The sequence below is a fragment of the Pantoea sp. GW821-FHT03E06 genome, from assembly GCF_059420725.1.
The window spans coordinates 3,395,702-3,417,957 of record NZ_JBWKUG010000001.1; the positions used below are offsets into that span (position 1 = coordinate 3,395,702).

Sequence of the window (22,256 nt, forward strand, 5' to 3'; positions counted from 1 at the left end):
CGAACAGGCGCTATTTTTATGCTTTTTGCGCGTAGCTAAAAGTGCGGTTACCTGACAGTTATGTCGCCTTTAGCAAGCTTTGAGGCCGTTCTTATTGAAAGGATTGATTTATTCTGAAGAGGGAAGAAGAAACAGGCTTGAATAGGCAGAAAATGGTTAGGTCGCCGTCCCTGGCGACCCGCGTAAATCAGCGTTCGCGCATCGCCTCCTTACCTTTGTTAAACGGTTTGATCAGGTAATCCATTATCGTCTTCTCACCGGTTTTGATATCCACCGTAGACACCATTCCCGGACTGATGGAGAAGTGTTTTCCGGCTTTATTCTGCACATAGTCGTTATCGGTGCGAATAAACACGCGGTAATAGTAAATCTCTGGTTTGACCTCATCCTGAATGGTATCCGGCGAGATACTCTCTACCACGCCGTTAAGGCCGCCATAAATCGCGTAATCATAAGCCGAGATCTTCACCACCGCGCGCTGGCCGGGATGGATAAAAGCGATATCACGCGGTGAAAGGCGCGCTTCAATCAGCAGGCGATCGTTCATTGGCACAATATTCATCAGCTCGCCATTCGGTGGCACTACGCCGCCAACGGTGGAGACTTTGATGTTTTTCACGATGCCGCGCATCGGCGAACGAATGGTCATACGCGTTACCGTGTCTTCACGCCCTTTCACCACTTGTCCCATGCTGTCGGCTTCGGCGTTGGCCTTTGCCAGCTCTTCACGCGCCTGCACGTAATATTGCGACCGCATATCCGTGAGCTTTAGCTCCAGATCCGACTTATCACGCTGCAGGCGCAGCACCTCTACGCTACTGGCGGCGCCAGTTTTAGCCAGCCGCTGAGTGATAGCCAGCTCGCGGTTGGCCAGCGCCAGTGACTGATTAAACTGCGCGGTGGCATCAGCGAGCTGTGCACGGCGGGTTTTGTACAGCCGCGCTTCTGAGGCCTTCAGATCGGGAAATTTATCCAGCTCCGCCGGAAACGTCAGCGGCTGATCGTTCACCTCGGCAGTCAGACGCGCAGCCGCAGCCAGCGCAGCGCGATAGCGTGCCGCACTCTCTCCGACGTTGGATTGCGAGCGAGTGGCATCAAGGCGCGCGACGATTTGCCCGGCCTGCACCTGATCGCCTTCATGCACATAGAGTTCAGTCAGGATGCCGCCCTCCAGCGATTGCAGCACCTGATCGCGCGAACTGGGAATCACTTTGCCGGTGCCGGTAGAAACTTCATCCAGCACGCCAAACCACGCCCAGATCACCGTAATCAGGATCAACGCGGTACTGATGACAATCAGGCGCACTGCGCCGGTGTAGTGAGTTTCGGATCGCAGCTCGCCCAACAGATCGTCGGAGGAATCCACTTCTGCTGCGGTCACCAGCCGCAGTCGTGCCGGGAGTTGTTTTATCATGCTTGCGCCTCCGGCTGGCCGCCACTGGCGCGCGGCGGTGGCAGAGCATTCTCTTTCGGACTATCCATCACCAGCTGTCCCTCCTTCAGCACCAGCACACGATCCACCAGCGCGAGGATCGCTGCGCGGTGCGTCGCCACGATCAGCGTGCGGCCGTTCAACCACTGACCGAGACGCTCAATAAACTCTTTCTCAGTGTGATCGTCGAGCGCTGCCGTCGGCTCATCCAGCAGGATAATATTGGGATCGCGCAACAGCATGCGCGCCAGCAGCAGCGACTGGCGCTGGCCACCGGACAATCCCGTGCCGCCTTCCATGATCGGATGATCGAGGCCGAGCGGCAGACGACGAATAAAATCTGCCCCACCGCTCACGGTCAGCGCGCCGAAGATCGCATCATCGGTGGCGTGCGCCGCGCCGAGGGTGAGATTTTCACGCAGCGTGCCGTGGAACAGGCGCGCATTTTGCGTCAGCAGGCCGACGTTGCGCCGCACATCCGCCACATCAATATGTGGCAGGCTGAGGTTATCCAGCCGCAGCTCGCCGCCGACGAGATCGATGCCGCCGATCATCGCCTGCAGCAACGTTGATTTACCCGATCCGTTGCGCCCCAGCACCGCAACACGCTCGCCGGGCTTGATGGTCAGACTTTTGATGCGCAGCGCGATAGTCAGCGAATCGGTGTAGTAACGAAACATCGCGTCGGTAAATTGGTAGTGACCAAACAGCACCGGCGAGTGAATGCGCGTCTCCTCCTTGCTGTTTTCCACGGGCAAGTTCATCAGCGCATCGAGGCTGCCTTTTGCCGCTTTTACCTGCTGCCAACGCGCCAGCACGCCGCACAGCGTGGCCATCGGCGCAATCATGCGCGACGAGAGCAGCGAGGCGGCAACAATCGCACCGGTGGTGATATCGCCATCGATCACCATCGGCGCACCAATCACGATCACGCTGGCATACACCAAACCTTGCACCGTCACGCCCCAGGTGATCAGCGAGTGCATTACCTTGCGCATCTCGACGCCGGATTGCGCAGTGATGCGAATGTAGCTGTTCCACTGCTGCAGGAAGCGATCTTCCGCCTGCATCAGCTTGATGTCTTCCAGCCCCTGCACGCTCTCCACCAGCACCGCGTTACGCAGCGTCGACTCCTTGAGATTCTGCTGCGCCAGTTTTGACAGCTTTTTCTGGCTCATCACGCCCGGCAGCACCATCAACAGCACCGCCACTGGCGCAATCCACGCCAGCTGCGGCGCGATAATCGCCATCACCAGCAGGAACAGCAGGAAGAACGGCATATCAACAATCGCCGTCACCGTGGTGGAGGTGACCATTTCGCGGATCGACTCCAGCTCGCGCAGCTGTGAGATAAAGGTGCCGGTCGAGCGCGGTACGGCGCTGTTGCGTAGCCGCAGTGCGTGACCAAATACCCGATCGGAAACGCGCATATCGGCGCGCTTACCCAGCAGATCGGTCACGTGATCGCGCCCGACGCGCAGGATGTAGGTAAACACCACCGAGATAATTACGCCGATATACAGCACATACAGCGTTGGATAGGATTGCGCCGGAATCACGCGATCGTACACCTGCATCGAGAAGATGATGCCAACCAGCGCCAGCAGGTTGATCAGGAACGATCCCAGCATCACGTAGCCGTAAGGTCGCAGATCGTGCAGCACCAGGCGGCGCAGCCAGTCCGGCTTTACCCCGGCGAGATAGCGATCAACGCGGCTGTCCTTGGCCGCGGTAACCGGACGCAGCGCGGCGGCAAAGCGGATTTCCGGTAGCAGCATTGCCAGCGCAATCGGCGCGGGCTGCTCATCACCGGCGAAGTGCACGCGCACTTCATCGTCACCGTCAAACTGGGTAATCACGCCCACCTGGCCATCGGCCAGCTCTATCGCCAGCGGCAGCCGCCAGCTGGTGATCTCCCACTTATTCTCTTCATACAGCTGCAGCGATAAACCCGCCTGACGCGCCAGATGGCGCAGCGCTTTGTCGCGCGTCTGTTTGCCCTGCCATTCGGCGGCGGCCATGATCATGCCCGGCGAACAGGGCAAGCGATAATGGGTGGCAATCAGGATGATGGCGGTGGCCCATCCGTGTAAGGGCACGTTGCCCCCGGAGGCGCTGTCGGGCGCATCGGGAATCTGTAATTGCGTCATGGCTGGATCTCCACGGACTGGATCCGCTGATTATTCAGTGCAAACGCTGACCGCATATGTCCGGTGCTGTAAAGGCAATCGAGCTGCAGTGAGCGTAACTGGCTGATGGTTTGCTGCAGGGTGAAACGCGTCTGGAACACTTCCTGCTCGGCGTTCAAAACATCCAGTAAAGGACGCGTGCCGAGTTGCAGATACTGATCCTGATATAGCGACTGGGTTTTCTCGCCCAGCGACTGCTGCCGTCCCATAATCGCGAGGCTCAGCGACAGGCTTTGCGACTCGTTCTGCGATTCACTCAGCTGCTGGCGCGCTTTCAGTCGCGCCGAGTTGACGGCCGCATTGGCGGCCTGCAAGGCATTGGCTGCCGCATCCCGGCTGGCGGTGATACCGCCGCCCTGATACAGCGGCATTTCCACTTTCACAAACGCCGAATATTGCGTGCGATCCAGCGTCTCGCTGCCGGAGTAATGATTGTTGAGATAGTGCGTTACCTGCGGCTCCAGCGAGATGGTTGGCATGTTCTGCGCATTGGCATTATCGAGCTTGGCCTGCGCCTGATTAGCCTGCGCCCAGGCCGCTAATACCGAGGGATTGAGCTTGTCATCGGCTTTCGCCACCTGACAGGATTGGGTCAGTTTGGTGGGGAAATCATCGCTAACCTTCTTCACCAGCGGCCAGCCGAGATAGGTCGCCAGCGTGGCGCGCCAGCGGTCAAGATTGGCCTGATACTGGATTAACGTGGTGCGCGCACCTTCGATACGCGCATCAGTTTGCGTGGCATCGGAGAGTGAAGCCGCGCCCTCTTCATTACGCTGCCGCGCCAGATCGCCAATTTTACTCAGCGCCGCCAGCTGCTGCTGGGCAATTGTCACCAGCTGTTGATAACCCTGCACTTCCACCAATGCCGCAGCGGTATCGTGCGCGACGGTATCGATGCTGACCAATACGTTGGCCTGCTCCTGCGCCACGCCAGCTTCGGCGGAGCGTACCGAGCTGCTCACCTTGCCAAAGTCATACAGCATCTGCGACACCGACAGCACAAACGACGGACTGAAGCCCTTCTCGCTGTAGGCGTTGCTGTAGCCGTTGTTCATACCGGCGCTGATCTGCGGATAATATTTGGCTTTCGCCACATCAACCTGATTGGCCTGTTCCAGCATCTTGCCCACGGCCTCGGCGATATCCGGATGCCACTGGACAGCGCGCTGTACCGCCTGATTGATGGTGAGAAAGTCGGGTACGTTTGCCAGTGCGGGTTCGGCCACCTCACCGGTTAATGAAGGGAGTTCTTGCTGTTGCGCTAAACCTGCCGAGGTGATCTGCCCCGCGCGGGTTAACGCGTCACTGGCCGCTAAAAGTTGAGAACTGTAAAGTAAAGCCATGCCCGCACAGAGAACGCTGAGCTTAAACGAACGGCGAAAAGTTGCGCCTGAGTGCATCAGTTCCATCGATAGTCCACCAGTCATTAAAGAGAAAGGGGCACATCCTTGTGCCCTTACTGCATCCCTGCTTCACCGAGTTACTAGACCGTGTGGGTTTGGTGCGGTTGTTGCAGCAACTCCTCCAGCGAAACGTTCACGCCTTCCAGCGTAATCAGCTGCGTTGCGCTGTAACCCGTACCGCTACCATCACGGTCAATTGAGAGCACCGTATTACCGTCTGAAGTATGGTCCACTTTCACGAAATCATTAATATTACTTGTGGAATCATTCCAGCCGATTAGCAAGTTGCTGACGTCAATTTTGTCGCCCTGCGCAACATTGAAGTCGGTCCAGGTATCGTGACCGTTACCGCCGGTCGCATCGGCGCTCGCCAGCAAGTGATACACCAACGTATCGGCGCCGGCACCACTGGTGATGGTGTCGTCGTAAGCGCCACCAGAAAGCGTGTCAGCCCCGGCGGTGCCTGTGATGGTTGGGTGTAGCTCGATGGTGAACGACTGCGTGGTGATGGTGCCATCGCTGGCCGCCAGGGTATAACTGAACACCTCTTTGTGCGTGATAGATTGTCCATCCATGCCCGCATTAAGCGAGTAGGTATAGCTGCCGTTGGCCGCAATCGTCAGCACCCCGTAGTCCCCCGCAACCGTCGTTGTGCCCACGCTGTGCACGGTGGTGATATCGCCGTGTTCATTAGTGATGCTCAAGGTTCCGCTATGGCTGGCGGTTGACGAACCGTAGATGCTGCCGCTGGCATCGTGGTCATTTGCCGCTTCGGTAAACAGGCTGTTGGTGGTCACCAGCGAGCTGGTTGACGCACCGTTATGCAGGTTTACCGTCAAGGTTGCCGAGGTCACCGCACCGCTGGCATCCCTTACCGAGTAGCTAAAGGTGTCCGCGGTAGGCAGCGTGTCGATATCCAGACCGGCCTTCAGTACATAGGTGTAGTTACCGTGCGAGTCGATGGTCAGCGTACCGTACGTGGTGTTGATCACCGTGTTCCCGCTCGATCCCACCACGCTGCCGGACACCGTGGTAATCGCCGTCCCCGTCGGAATCGTACCGGCGACGGAGCTGGTGTCGTTGGTCAGCAGGTTACCTGTCACCGTTGCCGCCACCGTTACCGCCAGCGTGGTGAAATCGGATACCGTGCTGATGGTGGTGGTCGGCAGCAGGTTGACGCTCACGTTGGATCCAATCACCACGGCATAGGTGCCGGTGCCCAGATTGCTATAGGTCACGTTGGCACCGGTTTGCGTACCCAGAGAAATCAAGCCGGTTGACAGGTAATTAGATCGGGTATTGATCAACAGCCAGGTGCCATTGGTCTGCTGCTCATAGAGGTACATGGAGTAGGTTGAGATCAGACTGATCCCGCCCACCGAACCGTTGAGGGTCACGCTGCGCGTATCGTCGTTGCCGACGCTAAACACATAGGCATTACCGCTGGAGAGCACGGTAGCATTGAGGACGCTGCCCAATCCCACGTTGGCAAGTGCCACATGCGAAACGCTGGTGGTACCGTTGTTGACCGTCGCCTGCGTGGTGCTGTAGTCCACCTCGTTGGTGTCATTGGTGGCCACAATACGAATAGCCCCGGTGAGCGGTGTGCTCGTTGAGACGTTACCCGCACGGTCCGTCTGGATAACCGACAGGGAAGCACCGGTGGTCTGGGCTGTGGTCAGGTTAACCGACCATGCACCGCCCGCGCCCACCGTCGCAGTACCCAGCGATGCCCCGCTGGCATCACGCACGGTGACCGTCGCGCCGACTTCGCCGCTACCGGTTACGGTGGTACCTGTCGCGTCAATCGCCAGACCGCTCACTGCAGCAGGTGGCACGGTATCAACGTTCACCGTTACCGCTGTATTACCGGTGCTGACGTTGCCCGCCGAGTCCGTCACGGTGGTGGTCAACGGATGCGCACCGTTTGCCAGCGCGGCGGTGGTGAAGGTCCAGCTTCCTCCTGCGCCTACCGTGACGGAACCGAGCGCGGTGCTGCCATCGAAAATGGTCACCACTGCGCCGACTTCCGCGGTGCCGCTCAGCACCGGGGTGGTGTCGCGGGTGTACGCGCCATTGGTCAGCGTCACAGGCGTACTGCCCGCATCGTCAACAATGGTGAGCGTACTGGCCGCTGGCGCGACGGTATCGACGGTCAGCGTGGTCGACACGTTCGGGCTCACGTTGCCCGCCGCATCGGTTGCCGTAACGTTCAGCGTGTGCGCACCGTTGCTCAGCGTGGTAGCAATGAAGCTCCAGCTGCCGTTGCTGCCCACCGTGGTGGTGCCCAGCAGCGTGCTGCCATCGTAGACGCTGATCTTCGCGCCAACTTCGCCGCTACCGGTCAACAGCGGTGTGCTGTCGTTGGTGATGCCGTTGTTGGGAATGGTCACCGCCGTGCTGCCGTTATTGTTCGAGGCCACCAGGTTGGTGACCGCTGCCGGCGGCGTGGTATCGATAATCACCGACGCCGAGGTAGTGCCGCTGACGTTGCCGGCGGCATCCGTTACCGTCACGCTCAGCGGATGCGTGCCCTGCGTCAGTGCTGCGGTGGTGAAGGTCCACGCGCCGTTGCTGCCCGCCGTCACCGAACCAATCTGGGTGCTGCCGTCGAAAATTTTAACGATGCTGCCCGCTTCCGCCACGCCGCTCAGGGTTGGCGTGGTGTCATTGGTGGCACCGCCGCTCGGCACCGTAGTGTTGGTGACGTCGTTGGTGATCACCAGCGTTGAAGCTATTGGTGCCACGGTATCCACGTTGATGGAAACCGGCGTGGTAGCTGCACTGGTGTTACCCGCTGCATCGCTCACCGTTACGCTCAGCGGATGGGTCCCGTTGCTGAGCGTCGCCGTGGTGAAGGTCCAGGCGCCGTTGGTGCCCGCAGTAACCGATCCCAGCACCGTGCTGCCGTCGTAGATGGTGACAATCGCGTTCGCTTCCGCCGTGCCGCTCAGGGTTGGCGTGGCGTCATCGGTGATTGCACCATTAGCCAACGGGCCCTGACTGGTGCCGACATCATCGGTGATCACCAGGTTCGTCACCGGCGCAGGGGCGACGGTATCGATGGTCAACGTCGTTGACGCATTCGGGCTCACGTTGCCCGCCGCATCGGTTGCCGTGACGTTCAGCGTGTGCGTTCCGTTGCTCAGCGTGGTAGCAATGAAGCTCCAGGTACCGTTGCTGCCCACCGTGGTGGTGCCCAGTAGCGTGCTGCCGTCGTAGACGCTGATCTTCGCACCGATTTCACCAGAACCCGTCAACAGCGGCGTGCTGTCGTTGGTGGCACCATTATTCGGGATGGTCACCGCCGTGCTGCCGTTGTTGTTCGAGGCCACCAGGTTGGTAACCGCTGCCGGCGGCGTGGTATCGATAATCACCGACGCCGAGGTAGTGCCGCTGACGTTGCCGGCGGCATCCGTTACCGTCACGCTCAGCGGATGCGTGCCCTGCGTCAGTGCTGCGGTGGTGAAGGTCCACGCGCCATTGCTGCCCGCCGTTACCGAACCAATCTGGGTGCTGCCATCGAAAATTTTAACGATGCTGCCCGCTTCCGCCACGCCGCTCAGGGTTGGCGTGGTGTCGTTGGTGGCACCGCCGCTCGGCACCGTGGTATTGGTGACGTCATTGGTGATCACCAGCGTTGAGGCGGTCGGCGCCACGGTATCCACGGTGATGGAAACCGGCGTGGTGGCCGCACTGGTGTTACCCGCGGCATCTTTCACCGTCACGCTCAGCGGGTGGGTCCCGTTGCTGAGCGTCGCCGTGGTGAAGGTCCAGGCGCCGTTGGTGCCCGCAGTAACCGATCCCAATACCGTGCTGCCGTCGTAGATGGTGACAATCGCGTTCGCTTCTGCCGTGCCGCTCAGGGTTGGCGTGGCATCATCGGTGACCGCGCCGTTGGCCAGCGGGCCCTGACTGGTACCGACATCATCGGTGATCACCAGGTTCGTCACTGGCGCAGGTACCACGGTATCTACCGTCAAGGCGAAGGAAGCATTGGGACTGACGTTGCCCGCCGCATCGGTCGCCGTAACGTTAAGCGTGTGTGGGCCGTCTGCCAGAGTTGGCGTGGTGAAACTCCAGTTGCCGTTGCTGCCTACGGTGACCGAACCGATCAGCGTGCCGCCATCGTAAACTCTCACGATACTGCCCGCTTCCGCCGAGCCGCTCAGCGCTGGCGTGTTGTCATTGGTGCTACCGCCCGCGGCAATTGCGATTGGCGTGCTGCCGTTGTTGTTGGCGGCGCCCAGCCCCGTCACCTCAGGCGGTGCCACGGTATCGATGGTGACAGTCGCCGAGGTGCTGCCGCTGACGTTACCGGCGGCATCCGTCACCGTGACGCTCAATGGGTGCGCGCCCTGGCCCAGTACAGCCGTGGTGAAGCTCCAGGTGCCCGTATCGCTGGCGGTCGCCGTGCCCAGCAGCGTAGCGCCATCATAAATGGACACTTTACTGCCCGCTTCCGCCGTACCGCTTAGCGTTGGCGTGCTGTCGTTGGTGGATCCGCCGTTCGGCACCGTATTGCCCGTCGCGTCATTGGTGATCTGCAGCGTAGCGTTAGCGGGTGCCACTGTATCCACGTTGACGGTGAAGGTGGTGGCGCTGCTGGTGTTACCCGCCGCATCACGCACCGTGACGCTCAACGGATGCGCACCTTCGCTCAGGGCTGCCGGGGTAAAGCTCCATGCGCCGTTGCTACCCGCCACTACCGAGCCAAGCACCGTGTTGCCGTCTGAGATGATCACCACGTTGCCTGCTGTCGCGGTGCCACTCAGCGTTGGCGTGTTGTCATCGGTAGCGGCGCCGTTGACAAGCGTTCCTTGCGTTGCGCCCACGTTGTCAGAAACCACCAGATCGCTGACGGGCGTCGGTGCCGCAGTGATCACGGTGAGGCTGACCGATGCGTTCGGGCTAACGTTGCCTGCCGCATCGGTCGCCGTGACGTTCAGCGTGTGCAGACCATCAGAGAGCGTTGGCGACGTGAAGCTCCACGCGCCATTGCTGCCCGCCGTCACCGAACCAATCTGGGTGCTGCCATCGAAAATTTTAACGATGCTGCCCGCTTCCGCCGTACCGCTCAAGTTTGGCGTGCTGTCGTTGGTGGTGCCGCCTGCGGCAATCTGCACCGGCGAGCTGCCGTTGTTGTTCACCGCGATAAGGTCGTCGATGCCCGCTGGTGCCACCGTATCGACCACCACCGTAGCAGTGCTTGATGCCACGCTGGTATTACCCGCGGCATCGGTGACACGCACGCTGAATGAATGGCTACCCTCACCCAGCTCGGCGGTGGTGAAGGTCCACGCGCCGCCCGTTCCGGCAGCCACCGAACCCAGCACCGTCGTACCGTCATACACGGTGATCACACTGCCGACTTCCGCCGTACCGCTCAGGGTTGGCGTGTTGTCGTTGGTAGCACCGCCGTTCGGCACCGTCGTGCTGGTCACATCATTGGTGACCACCAGCGTTGAGGCGTTAGGTGCCACGGTATCCACGGTGAGATCCACCACATCAGAGCGAGGTCCGACGTTACCTGCGGCATCGGTCACCGTTACGCTCAGCGCATGGTTACCCTGATTAAGGGTTGGAGAAGTAAAGCTCCACTCCCCGCTGCCATTCGCCGTGGTCGATCCGATAACGGTGTTGCCATCGTAAACGGTGACAATACCGTTCGCTTCCGTCGTACCGGTGAGCTGCGGTGTGCTGTCGTTGGTGATGCCGTTGTTGGCAATCGGCACCGGCGTGCTGCCGTTGTTATTGGCGGCCTCAAGGTTGGTCACCGCCACGGGCGCCGTGATGTCAACGTTGATGGTAATCGGATCTGACTGGACACCGTTGTTGCCGGTGGCATCTGTCACCAGCACGGAGATAGTATGAGCCCCTTCCGTCAATGCCGCAGGCGTGTAGCTCCACTGCCCATTGGCATCGGCGGTGACGCTACCCAGCTCGGTTTCACCATCGAAAATCCTGACAATATTGCCTGGTTCAGTCAGTCCGCTCAGTGCTGGCGTGCTGTCTTTGGTGTAAGCGCCATTTGTCAGCTCGACCAGCGTGCTGCCGCTGTTATCCGTAATTTCCAGCGTGGTGGTGGCCGGTGGTAAACCGGCTTCGATGATGATGGTGAAGTCCGGCGATGCCGGGCCCACGTTGCCAGCTTCATCTTTCACCGTTACGGTGAAGCTATGGCTACCATTGCTCAGCGCGGCGGTGGTGAAGCTCCACGCGCCGTTAACGGCCGTCACACTGCCTAACAGCGTGGTGCCATCGTAGATGGAGACCACACTTCCGCTCTCGGCTGAGCCGCTTAGCGTTGGTGTGTTGTCATCGGTAGTCTGGCCTTGCGTAAGTTCACCGGTGCTGGTGCCGACATTATCGGTGATCACCAAATCGGTGACCGCCACCGGTGGCACGGTATCGATATTAATCGTAATCGGTATCGCTTCCGCACCGGTGGTACCCGCTGCGTTGGTCACCGAGACGGTGAAACTATGCTGCCCCTCGCCCAGCTCTGCGGTTACGAAGCGCCAGACTCCGTTATCGCCCACCGTGGTGGTGCCGAGCAGGTTATCGCCGTCGTAGATATTGATGGTTGTACCCGCCACACCGGTCCCGCTAATGACTGGCGTGTTGTCGTTGGTATTCCCATTATCCGCTACCTGTACCGGTGTGGTGCTGGCGTCGTTATAGACAGCAAAGCTCAGTACCGCTGCTGGTATTGAGGTATCCACCGTTAGCGATACCGCAGCATTGGAACTGACGTTACCGGCTGCATCCGTCACGGTGACGTTCAGCGTATGAGTCGCATCGGCCAGCGCCGTGGTGGTGATGCTCCATGCGCCGTCGCTGCCTGCCACCGCCGACCCCACCAGCGTGGTGCCGTCGTAGACTCTGACGATGGCATTGGCTTCCGCCGTACCGCTGATCGCCGGCGTGCTGTCGTTGGTAATGCCGCCGTCAGCAATGGTGACTGGCGTGCCGCCGTTATTGTTCTGCAGCAGCAGACCTTCCGCCGGCTGCGGAGCCGTGGCATCCACCAGCACGGTAAAGCTGGCCGACGGAGCACTGACGTTACCCACCTCATCGGTAACCGTTGCGGTCAACGTATGCGAACCATCGGTCAGGGTCGGGGAGTTGAAACTCCATGTGCCATCGGCAATCGCGGTGGTTGAACCTATCACCACATTGCCATCGTAAATGGTCACTACGCTACCCGCTTCGGCGTTGCCACTCAGCAGCGGCGTGTTGTCATTGGTGCTGGTGCCATTCGGTACCAGCACTGGCGTCGAACCATCATCGTTTCTGACTTCCAGCGTTGCGGCGGCAGGCACCGAGGTATCGACGTTGAAGTCGATTGCCGTTGAGGCCGGGCTCACGTTACCAGCGGCATCAACCACCGTGGTGGTCAGGCTATGTGGACCGTCACCCAGCACCGGTGAGGCGAAGCTCCACTGGCCGTTACTGCCCACCGAAGCGCTGCCAAGAATCGCGTCACCATCACGAATAATTACCGTGCTGCCCGCTTCTGCCGTGCCGGTAAGGAATGGCGTGTTGTCATTGGTGATACTGCCATTAGCAATAGCAACCGGTGAGGCGCCATCATCATTGCTGACGATAATCTCTGCGGCGGCGGCCGGCGGCGTGGCGTCCACTACCACGTTAATGGTGGTCGGTGCGCTGACGTTGCCAGCGGCATCGCTTGCCGTCACGCTCAGCGTGTGAGAGCCATCAGCCAGCGCCACAGGCGGGGTGAAGCTCCATGTACCGCCAGCGCCGACGGCGACCGATCCCAGCACGCCATTCTGATCGGAGACGGTAATGATGCTGCCTTCTTGCCCCGCACCGCTTAGCACTGGCGTGTTGTCGTTAGTCAGACCGCCGTTTGGAACGGCGATGGCCGCACCGCCTACATCATTGGTCAGCGTCAGCTCAGTTGCGGCCGGCGGCGCAACGGTATCCACCGTCACCGTCACGGTGGCGCTCGGTGCGCTGGTGTTACCTGCGGCATCGCGCACGGTGACACTCAGATTATGTGTGCCATCGGTCAGCGTCGGTGAGAAGCTCCAGTCGCCCTGTGCATTGGCGATGGCGCTTCCTAACACGGTGGTGCCGTCAGAGACGATGACAATGCTGTTCGCTTCTGCCACACCGCTCAACACTGGCGTGCTGTCGTTGGTCGTGCCGTCGTTGGCAATCGGTACCGGCGTGCTGCCATTATCATTGTTCAGCACGAGGTCAGTCGCCACAGCCGGTGCAACGGTATCAACGCTAAACGTAACCGGTGCAGAGGCTGGGCCCACGTTGCCTGCAGGATCGGTCACCGTCGCCGTCAGGCTGTGGCCGCCTTCGCCCAGCAGCGGCGAAGTGAAGCTCCAGTTACCATCGCTGCCGACAATCGCGGTGCCCAGCACGGTGCCGCCATCCAGCACGGTTACCGTGCTACCGGCTTCAGCCGTTCCCGTGATAAGCGGTGTGGCGTCGTTGGTGCTGCTGCCTCCATCAATGGCGACGGGCGAGCTGCCATTGTTATTACTCAGCGCAATGTCGTTCGGTGCCGCCGGTGGCGTAAGATCGATGTTAAATTCCAGTGCGGCGGATGGTGCGCTAACGTTACCCGCCGCATCGGTCACGGTGGTGGTCAGGCTATGTGGACCCTCACCGAGGGTGGGCGAGGTGAAGCTCCAGTTGCCGTCGTCGCCAACCACTACGGAGCCCAGTACGTTGCTACCATCAGAAATAATGACCGTACTGCCCGCTTCGGCGCTGCCGCTCAACAGTGGCGTGGTGTCATTGGTCGCGCCGCCTGCGGCAATCGGTATCGCCGTTTCACCTGAATCATTGCTCAGCTGCAGATCAATGGCCGCAGACGGCGCTTCGGTATCCACGGTAAAGGTGATGGCTGGGGAAGGCGTGCTGATGTTGCCTGCGTCATCGGTCACCGTCGCCGTCAGGCTGTGCTGGCCCTGGCTCAGGGCCGGGGTGGTGAAGCTCCATGTGCCATCGCTACCAACAATAACCGAGCCCAATACCGTGTTGCCATCGCGCACGGTGACGATGCTGTTGGTTTCCGCAGAACCACTCAACACCGGAGTGGTGTCATTGGTTGCACCACCGGAGGCGATGGGTGTTGGCGTCGTGCCCTGATCGTTATTGAGCACAACGTCAGCCGCAGCAGGCGGTGGCGTGGTATCGATGGTCACCGCGATGGCCGCCGATGCCGGACCGACGTTACCGGCCGCATCGGTTACCGTGGTGGTGAAACTGTGCAAACCTGTGTCCAGCGGCGTTGCAGGCGTAAAGCTCCATTGACCATCGGTCCCTACGGTTGTACTGCCCAGCACCGTGGTGCCATCAAGCACCGTGACGATGCTGCCCGCTTCGGCATTACCACTCAGCACTGGCGTGGTGTCGTTGGTACGGCCGCCGGTATCAATTGGCACCGCCGTGCCGCTGTTGTCATTGCTGAGTTGCAGATCGGTGGCCGCGGCGGGTGGCGTGGTATCCACGGTGAAGACAATTGGCGTGGAAGCCCCGCTGCTGTTACCTGCCGCATCGGTTACCGTGGTGGTGAGACTGTGGCTGCCCTCGCCCAGCGGCGTCGCGGGCGTGAAGGTCCAGTTGCCCTCGCTATCAACGTTAGCCGTGCCCAATACGGCATTGCCATCACGTACCGTGACGATACTGCCGGCTTCTGCGGTGCCCGTTAGCACTGGCGTGCTGTCGTTGGTGACCCCACCTGCTGCAATCGCCGTACCGCCATCGTTGCTGAGTTGCAGTTCACTTGACGTTGCCGGTGCCTGCGTGTCGACGGTAAAGGCAATCGGCGTTGATGGTTCGCTAACGTTACCGGACGAGCTGGTCACCGTGGTGGTCAGGCTGTGTGCGCCCTCGCTCAGCGTTGGTGTGGTGAAGCTCCAGCTTCCATCGCTGCCGACGGTGACGCTGCCCAGCACCGTGTTGCCATCACGTATGGTGACAATGCTGCCTTCGGTTGCCGTACCGCTGATCGCCGGTGTGGTGTCGTTGGTCGCACCGCCGGAGGCAATCGGCACCGGCGTGCTGCCATCGTCATTATTGAGCACCACGTTTTCTGCCGCAGGCGGCTGAGTGGTGTCAATGTTTACGGTGATAGGCGAGGACGCTGCGCCCACGTTGCCTGCCGCATCGGTCACCGTCGTGGTAAGCGTATGTTCGCCAGCGGTGAGCGGCGTCGTCGGAGTAAAGCTCCAGCTTCCGTCACTGCCGACGGTGGCGGTACCCAGCACGGTGGATCCATCCAGCACCGTCACGGTGCTGCCCGCTTCCGCCGTACCGCTCAACGCTGGTGTGGTGTCGTTAGTGGTGCCACCTGCCGCAATCGGCACGGATGTGCCACCTTCGTTGTTGCTCAATTGCAAATCGGTTGCCGCTGCTGGCGGCGTGATATCCACGGTAACCAAAATCGGTGCCGATGGGGCGCTGGTGTTGCCTGCCGGGCTGGTCACCGTCGCGGTCAGGCTATGGTTGCCCTCGTTCAGCGCTGGGGTGGTAAAGCTCCATTCCCCGCCGCTGCCCACGGTAACGCTGCCCAGCACGGTGCCGCCATCAGAGACCGTAATCGTACTGCCTGCTGCGGCGGTTCCGCTCAGCACCGGCGTAGGATCATTGGTCGCCGCGCCGGAGCTAATCGGTACTGGCGTGCCGCTGGTATCGTTACTGAGCTGCACACCACCGGGTGCGGCAGGTGCGGTGGTATCGATGGTAAAGGTCAATGGCGCACTTGGCGCGCCAACGTTACCGGCAGAATCGGTCACGGTGGTGGTCAGGCTATGCGGGCCATCGCCAAGTGTCGGGGAGGTAAAGCTCCAGCTGCCATCATTGCCGACGGTGGCGGTGCCGAGCACGGTCGTGCCATCAGAAACGGTGACGGTACTGCCCGGCTCCGCGCGACCGCTCAACACGGGGGTCACATCGTTGGTGGCACCGTTCTCGGCCACGGGCACCGGCGTACCACTGCTATCGTTCGCGAGCTGCAGATCGGTAGCCGCAGCCGGTGGTGTGGTATCAACAATCACAATCACCACGGAAGAAGCCGGACCGACGTTACCCGCCGTATCGGTAACCGTGGTGGTGAGATTGTGCTGTCCTTCGCTTAACGCATTGTCTGGCGTAAAGCTCCAGTTGCCATCGCTGCCGGTGGTGGCGGTACCCAACACGGTGGTGCCATCAGAGACCGTTACGATGCTGCCCGGCTCCGCGCTGCCGCTTAAGGTTGGCGTTGTGTCATTGGTGGAACCGCCCGCCGCAATCGGCGTGCCGTCCTCGTTACTGAAGTGGACATTGCCTGCTGCGGCTGGCGGTTGAGTATCAACCGTCACCGTCACAGGTGAAGAGGCCGGGCTGGTGTTGCCAGCCGGATCGGTAACGGTAGATGTCAGGCTATGATTACCATCGCTCAGCGCAGGCGTGGTGTAACTCCAGTTGCCGTCGCTATCCACCGTAGTGGTGCCAAGCACGGTGGTACCATCTGAGATGGTCACCGTACTGCCCGCTTCGCCGGTTCCCGTCAGGGTCGGCGTGTTGTTATTGGTGCTGCCGCCTTGTGGGATCGGATCGCCTGAGCCGTCGGTCAGCCCCACGTCAGCGGGTGCCGTCGGCACCACGGTATCAATGGTGATGGTAATGGTTGGCGTATCCGTTACCACGCCGGTGGTGGCATTGGTGGCGGTGGCGTGGAAGGCGTACGTGCCGTCATCCAGAGCCGCTGGAGTAAAGTTCCACTGACCATCGGTTCCTGCTACCACACTGCCAATAACTGTCGTACCGTTGTATAGCGTGATTACATCACCCGCGCCCGCCTGCCCGCTCAAAATCGGCGTCGTGTCGTGGGTGCTGGCGTTGTTTGGCAGTTCAACCAACGTGCTGCCGCTGTCATCCGTCACGATCAGCAAGCTGTTGGTGGCCGGAACACCGGCGTCAACATTAAGGCTAAAGGCCGGTGAAGTCGGGCTGACATTGCCTGCCGCGTCGGTCACGGTGGTGGTCAGGCTGTGCTGGCCGTTGGTCAGCGCCGCCTCTGGCGTAAAGCTCCAGCTTCCGTTGCCGCCGACAGTCGTCGAGCCCAGTAGCGTAGTGCCGTCATAAACCCGCACCACCGATCCCGCTTCGGCGGTACCCGTAAGGGTTGGCGTACTGTCATCGGTGGTTGCGCCCGAGGTCAGCGGACCCGTGCTGCTGCCGACATTATCGGTCACGACAAGGCCGCTTACTGCGGCTGGCGCGCTGGTATCCACACTGAAGGCAATCGGCGCGCTCGCGGGGCTGACGTTACCGGCCGCATCGGTCACGGTGGTGGTGATGCTGTGATTACCGTCGCCCAACGCTGGAGTCGTGAAGCTCCAGTTACCATCGCCGCCTACGGTAACCGTACCGAGCACGGTGGTGCCATCAAGGATGGTCACTTTGCTGCCTGCTTCCGCCGTACCGCTTAGCACTGGCGTGGCGTCATTGGTGGCGCTGCCGGAGATAATCGGCTGCGTGATGCTGCCGGTGTCATTGGTCAGTTCAACACCGCTCGCCGCATCCGGTGCGAGGGTATCAACGGTAATGTTGATGGTCGCCGTATCGGTGACGTTGCCGTTCGCATCTGTAATCGTGCCGTGCAGCGCGTGCGCGCCATTGGACAGGTTTTGGGTGTAGAAAATCCACTGACCATTACTGTCGGCCGTGGTGCTACCAAGCAGCGTATTACCGTCATACAAGGTGATAATGTTGCCCGCGCCCGCCAAACCGCTGAGAACCGGGCTGTCGTTATTGGTGCTGGCACCGTCAGTAAGCTGTGCAACGGTGTTGCCATTCTCATCAGTAACTTCCAGTGACGCGCTCGCGGGTGGAATATCCGCGTTCACGGTCACGATTACCGGTGGCGTGGCCGGACCAACGTTGCCTGCGGTATCGGTGGCCGTGACGGTGAACGTGTGGCTGCCATTACTCAGCGTTGGCGTGGTAAAACTCCAGCTGCCATCTGCGCCCACGCTGGTAATGCCCAGCAGCGTCGTGCCATCGTAAATGCTGATAGTGGCATTCGGCTCACCGGTGCCGCTGAGGGTCGGGGTACGGTCATCGGTGATATCACCGGAGGTTAAGGGCCCCTGGATTGCGCCGACGTTATCCGCAATCACCAGGTCGCCCACCTGCGCCGGCGGGGTGGTATCAACAGTGAGTGTAATCGGCGTTGAAGCTGGGCCCGTGTTACCGGCGGCATCGGTGACCGTGGTGGTCAGGCTATGATTGCCCTCACTCAGCGTTGGCGAGGTAAAGCTCCAGCTGCCGTTGCTGCCTACCGTCGCGCTTCCCAGCACCGTCGTGCCGTCGAGGACAGTGACGATGCTGCCCGGCTCCGCGGTACCACGCAATATTGGCGTGTTGTCGTTGGTGGTGCTGCCTGACTCAATCGGTGTCACCACGCTGCCGCTGTTAGCGGTCAGTTGCAGATCGCCTGTCGCGGACGGTGCCACGGTATCGATGATGATGGTGAGAGTAGCAGAATCGGTTACATTACCGGCGGTATCGGTCGCCGTTGCGTGGAAGGCATACGTGCCGTCGATCAGCGCGGCTGGCGTGAAGCTCCACTGCCCATCGGCTCCAGCCGTGGTGCTGCCCAGCACTTCCGTGCCGTTGTACAGTGTGACAACCGCCCCTGCCGAGGCCAATCCGCTGAGGATTGGCGTGGTATCGTGCGTACTGGCGCCCTCGGACAGGACTTTCAAGGTATTACCGCTATCGTCGGTGATCTCAAGCGTACTGTTGGTGGGCGGCACGCCAGCATCCACGGTGAAACCAAATCCGGTCGTCGCCTGGCTGACGTTGCCTGCCGCATCGGTCACCGTCACGCTTAATGTATGCGGGCCATTATTCAGCGCGGGTGTGGTAAAGCTCCAGCTACCGTCGCTGCCCACCGCAACGCTGCCCAACAGCGTGCTGCCATCATAAATTTTAACGATCGCGTTCGCCTCGCCATTACCGGTTAAGGTTGGCGTGCTGTCATCGGTGGTCGCGCCAGCGGTCAGCGGGCCGGTGGAAGCACCGACATCATCGCTTACCACCACATTGCTGGCTGCCGCTGGTGGCTGGGTATCCACGCTGAAGTTGATCGGATCGGATGCCGGCCCCACGTTACCCGCAGGATCGGTGACGGTGGTAGTGAGACTGTGGTCACCTTCAGAGAGCACGGGTGAAGTGAAACTCCACGTGCCATTGCTGCCCACGGTGGCACTGCCCAGCACGGTGTCGCCATCGCGCACGGTGACAGTGCTGCCGGGTTCAGCCGTCCCGCTCAGCACCGGCGTAGTCGTATTGGTCGCACCGCCAGAAGCGATAGGCTCTGCCGTGCTGCCTGCGTTGTCACTCAGTTGTAAATCACCGGCCGCGGCCGGGGCGACGGTATCAATGGTGATGGTGATAATTGGCGTTTGGGTGACATTGCCAGAGGTGTCTTCCACTGAGGCGTGGAATGCATAAGAGCCATCCGCGAGCGCGGCGGGTGTGAATGTCCACTGTCCATCGCTATCCGCAACGACGCTTCCCAGCACCGTGCTGCCGTTATACAGGGTAATCAGTGCCCCCGCCGTGGCCAGACCGCTGAGCGTTGGCGTGCTGTCGTGCGTGCTGGCACCATTGCCGAGCTGGACCAGCGTATTGCCGGAGTCATCGGTGATTTCCAGGGAGGTGGTGGCCGGAGGGGCATCCGCCTGAATGGTCACGCCATAGGCCGTAGAAGCCGGGCCAACGTTACCGGCCGCATCGGTTTGGGTGACGGTAAAGCTATGAGCGCCGTTACTTAATGTTGGCGTCGTGAAGCTCCAGGCGCCATTCGCGTCGACTACCGCCGTGCCGAGCAGCGTTTGCCCGTCATACACGCTGATTGTGGCACCCGCTTCACCTATCCCACTGAGCGTTGGCGTGCTGTCATCCGTTGTGCCGCCGTTATTTATCGTGCCCGAACCATCGCCAAGAGAGAGGCCCGTCGCAGCGGCGGGCGCGTCGGTATCAACGGTAAAGGTAATGGTGGTGGCGGGGCTGGAATTACCTGCCGCATCGGTGGCGGTGATGCTCAGCGTGTGGCTGCCTTGATCGAGGGCTGGACTGGTAAAGCTCCATGTGCCATTGCTTGCTACGGTAACGCTGCCAAGCACGGTATCACCATCACGAATGGTAATAATACTGCCCGCTTCGGCCGTGCCCCTGAGCACTGGCGTGGTGTCGTTGGTTGCGCCGCCGTTGGTCACGGGCAGCACGGTAGAGCCGCTATTGTTCTCCACGCTCACGCCAGTAATCGCGGGTGGTACGGTATCAACGGTGAAATCCACCGGATTTGTAGCGGCACTGGTGTTACCGGCAGCGTCCGTCACCGTTGCCGTTAGGCTGTGCTGGCCGTCTGCCAGCGCAGGTGTGGTAAAGCTCCAGCGGCCATCGGCCCCTACGGTAACGGTACCGAGCAGCGTGGTGCCATCGTAAACGCTAACAATCGCACCCGCTTCGGCGGTGCCACTCAGGGTTGGGGTGTTGTCATCGGTAATGGCACCAGCGCCAATCGTGCCCTGATACGGGCCAACGTTGTCACCGATCGCCAGGTCACTAATGGCGCCTGGCGCTGTAGTATCGCCCCCGCCATTGTTACCGCCGTTATTGCCCCCATTATTTCCGCCGTTATTACCGCCATTATTGCCACCCTCATTGTCGCCCGGCGTGGAATTCCCCCCACCGCCACCGCCGCCGCCACCTGCAATCAGTGCACCTAAACCGGCCAGGGCTGCGCCACCAATACCAAAGGCGGCGATAGTGCCGTCGTTAGTGGTGTTTTCGGCTAACAGGCCTTCAGTGCTATCGATAGAGACGTAATGGAAACCTTCTGTACCGGGATCTTCAACCCACCACATCGCGCCGCGATCGTCTAACAGAACCAGATCGCTATCGCCATTCGGGCTGTAAAAATTATGAATAACAACCACTTCACCAGACTTTGTTGTAACAACTAAATCATTACCATTGCGTGTGAAAGACTTAATATCAGACTGATTAAGATGCAACTGAACCACACTCGGAGCGGTCAAATTAACTTGATTACCACTCAGCTCAGAAGCAATCGTCCCACCTTTTGGGGTTACTGAGATATTATTCATGTTATCGAGATCCCGCGCAGATATTCATTCCATAAAAATACCCGGCATCCGCAGATACCGGCTTTTACAGCGAATAATCATCAAGATTATTCACTTCTTCTCTTGATCGATCTCATACAAACTCATGATGAAATCGCGTTGAGTTTTGCTTAGCCGCCATCCTGATAACTGATTGGATTTATTTCTTAAAATCACCACGGGATAAATAGTTTTATTTTCATCCGGCCGGGCACAGATGACATGAAATGCCTGGAGGCCAGACTTAGACATATTTCACATTCCCAATGGATAAAACCCATCCAACAACAATCAGAATTACGCTATAAAATCATCGAGATAGACGCTCTGCCAGAAATAGCCCTGCATGCCTAAAATCGCTTTGTGCGACAGCAGGTCGAGCTGGTGTTGGGTTTCAACACCCTCAACGATCACGCCGTTGCATAAGTCGTTGAGATGGCCAAGCAGAATGTCAAAGGTGCGACCGTCGCCAAATTGCCAAAAAAAACTTTTGTCAATCTTGACGATTTCAAATATTCCGCTATCGAGCATGTTCAGGTTGGAATAACCCGGACCAAAGTCATCGAGCCATAAAGGGGCGGGTGTCACTTTCGCAACACCTTTTAAAATGAGCAGATCGGCACTATTAAAACGCGCGGTGAAAAATGTTGATATTTCCAGACGCAGTTGCGTCAGTTGAGCCAGTTTTGCTTGTATTTCATCATCTTTAAAAATGCTGGCTACGATATCGCGATCAACATTGACACTGACAATCTGATCAAACCCTTTCTGGTATAGCTGAATAAGTTTTTCGATCTGGTGGAGGAATAACTGCCATTTAACGTCAGCAGAAAGCTGACTGAAGAAACCTGCATCCCTTTTGGGGTTACGCTTATTATTGATCTCTGCGTCATCGATAAAACGCGTTAATAACTCTTGGGCAATCACCTGACCGGATAAATCGTACACCGGCTCCAATATGAAGAGATTCTTCGGTGGATTGCTCATTTCATGCTCCTTACTGCAACAGCCTGATAGCACTAAACTGTCAGGATTACTCATGTAATAAGTAAGGAAAACA

Annotated in this window: 5 protein-coding genes; all 5 read right to left on the reverse strand. The window is 59.5% G+C overall.

Features of this window, described 5'->3' with window-relative positions:
* Positions 1–187 precede the first annotated feature (187 nt).
* Positions 188–1,414 (reverse strand): HlyD family type I secretion periplasmic adaptor subunit, encoded by a 1,227-nt coding sequence (locus AC07WB_RS15795; protein ID WP_494940815.1) that lies wholly within the window; start codon positions 1,412–1,414, stop codon positions 188–190.
* Positions 1,411–3,582 (reverse strand): type I secretion system permease/ATPase, encoded by a 2,172-nt coding sequence (locus AC07WB_RS15800; protein ID WP_494940816.1) that lies wholly within the window; start codon positions 3,580–3,582, stop codon positions 1,411–1,413. The genes AC07WB_RS15795 and AC07WB_RS15800 overlap by 4 nt, the downstream gene beginning before the upstream one ends.
* Complete coding sequence (locus AC07WB_RS15805) at positions 3,579–5,030, reverse strand: TolC family outer membrane protein (RefSeq protein WP_494940817.1); 1,452 nt, start codon at positions 5,028–5,030, stop codon at positions 3,579–3,581. Before AC07WB_RS15805 ends, AC07WB_RS15800 begins: the two co-directional genes overlap by 4 nt.
* Before the next feature lie 74 nt (positions 5,031–5,104).
* Positions 5,105–21,178, reverse strand: a complete 16,074-nt coding sequence (locus tag AC07WB_RS15810; RefSeq protein ID WP_494940818.1) for an Ig-like domain-containing protein — start codon at positions 21,176–21,178, stop codon at positions 5,105–5,107.
* Positions 21,179–21,493: 315 nt separating this feature from the next.
* Entirely contained in the window at positions 21,494–22,183 is a 690-nt protein-coding gene (locus AC07WB_RS15815) for an EAL domain-containing protein (RefSeq protein ID WP_345828366.1), read from the reverse strand.
* Positions 22,184–22,256: the final 73 nt, after the last annotated feature.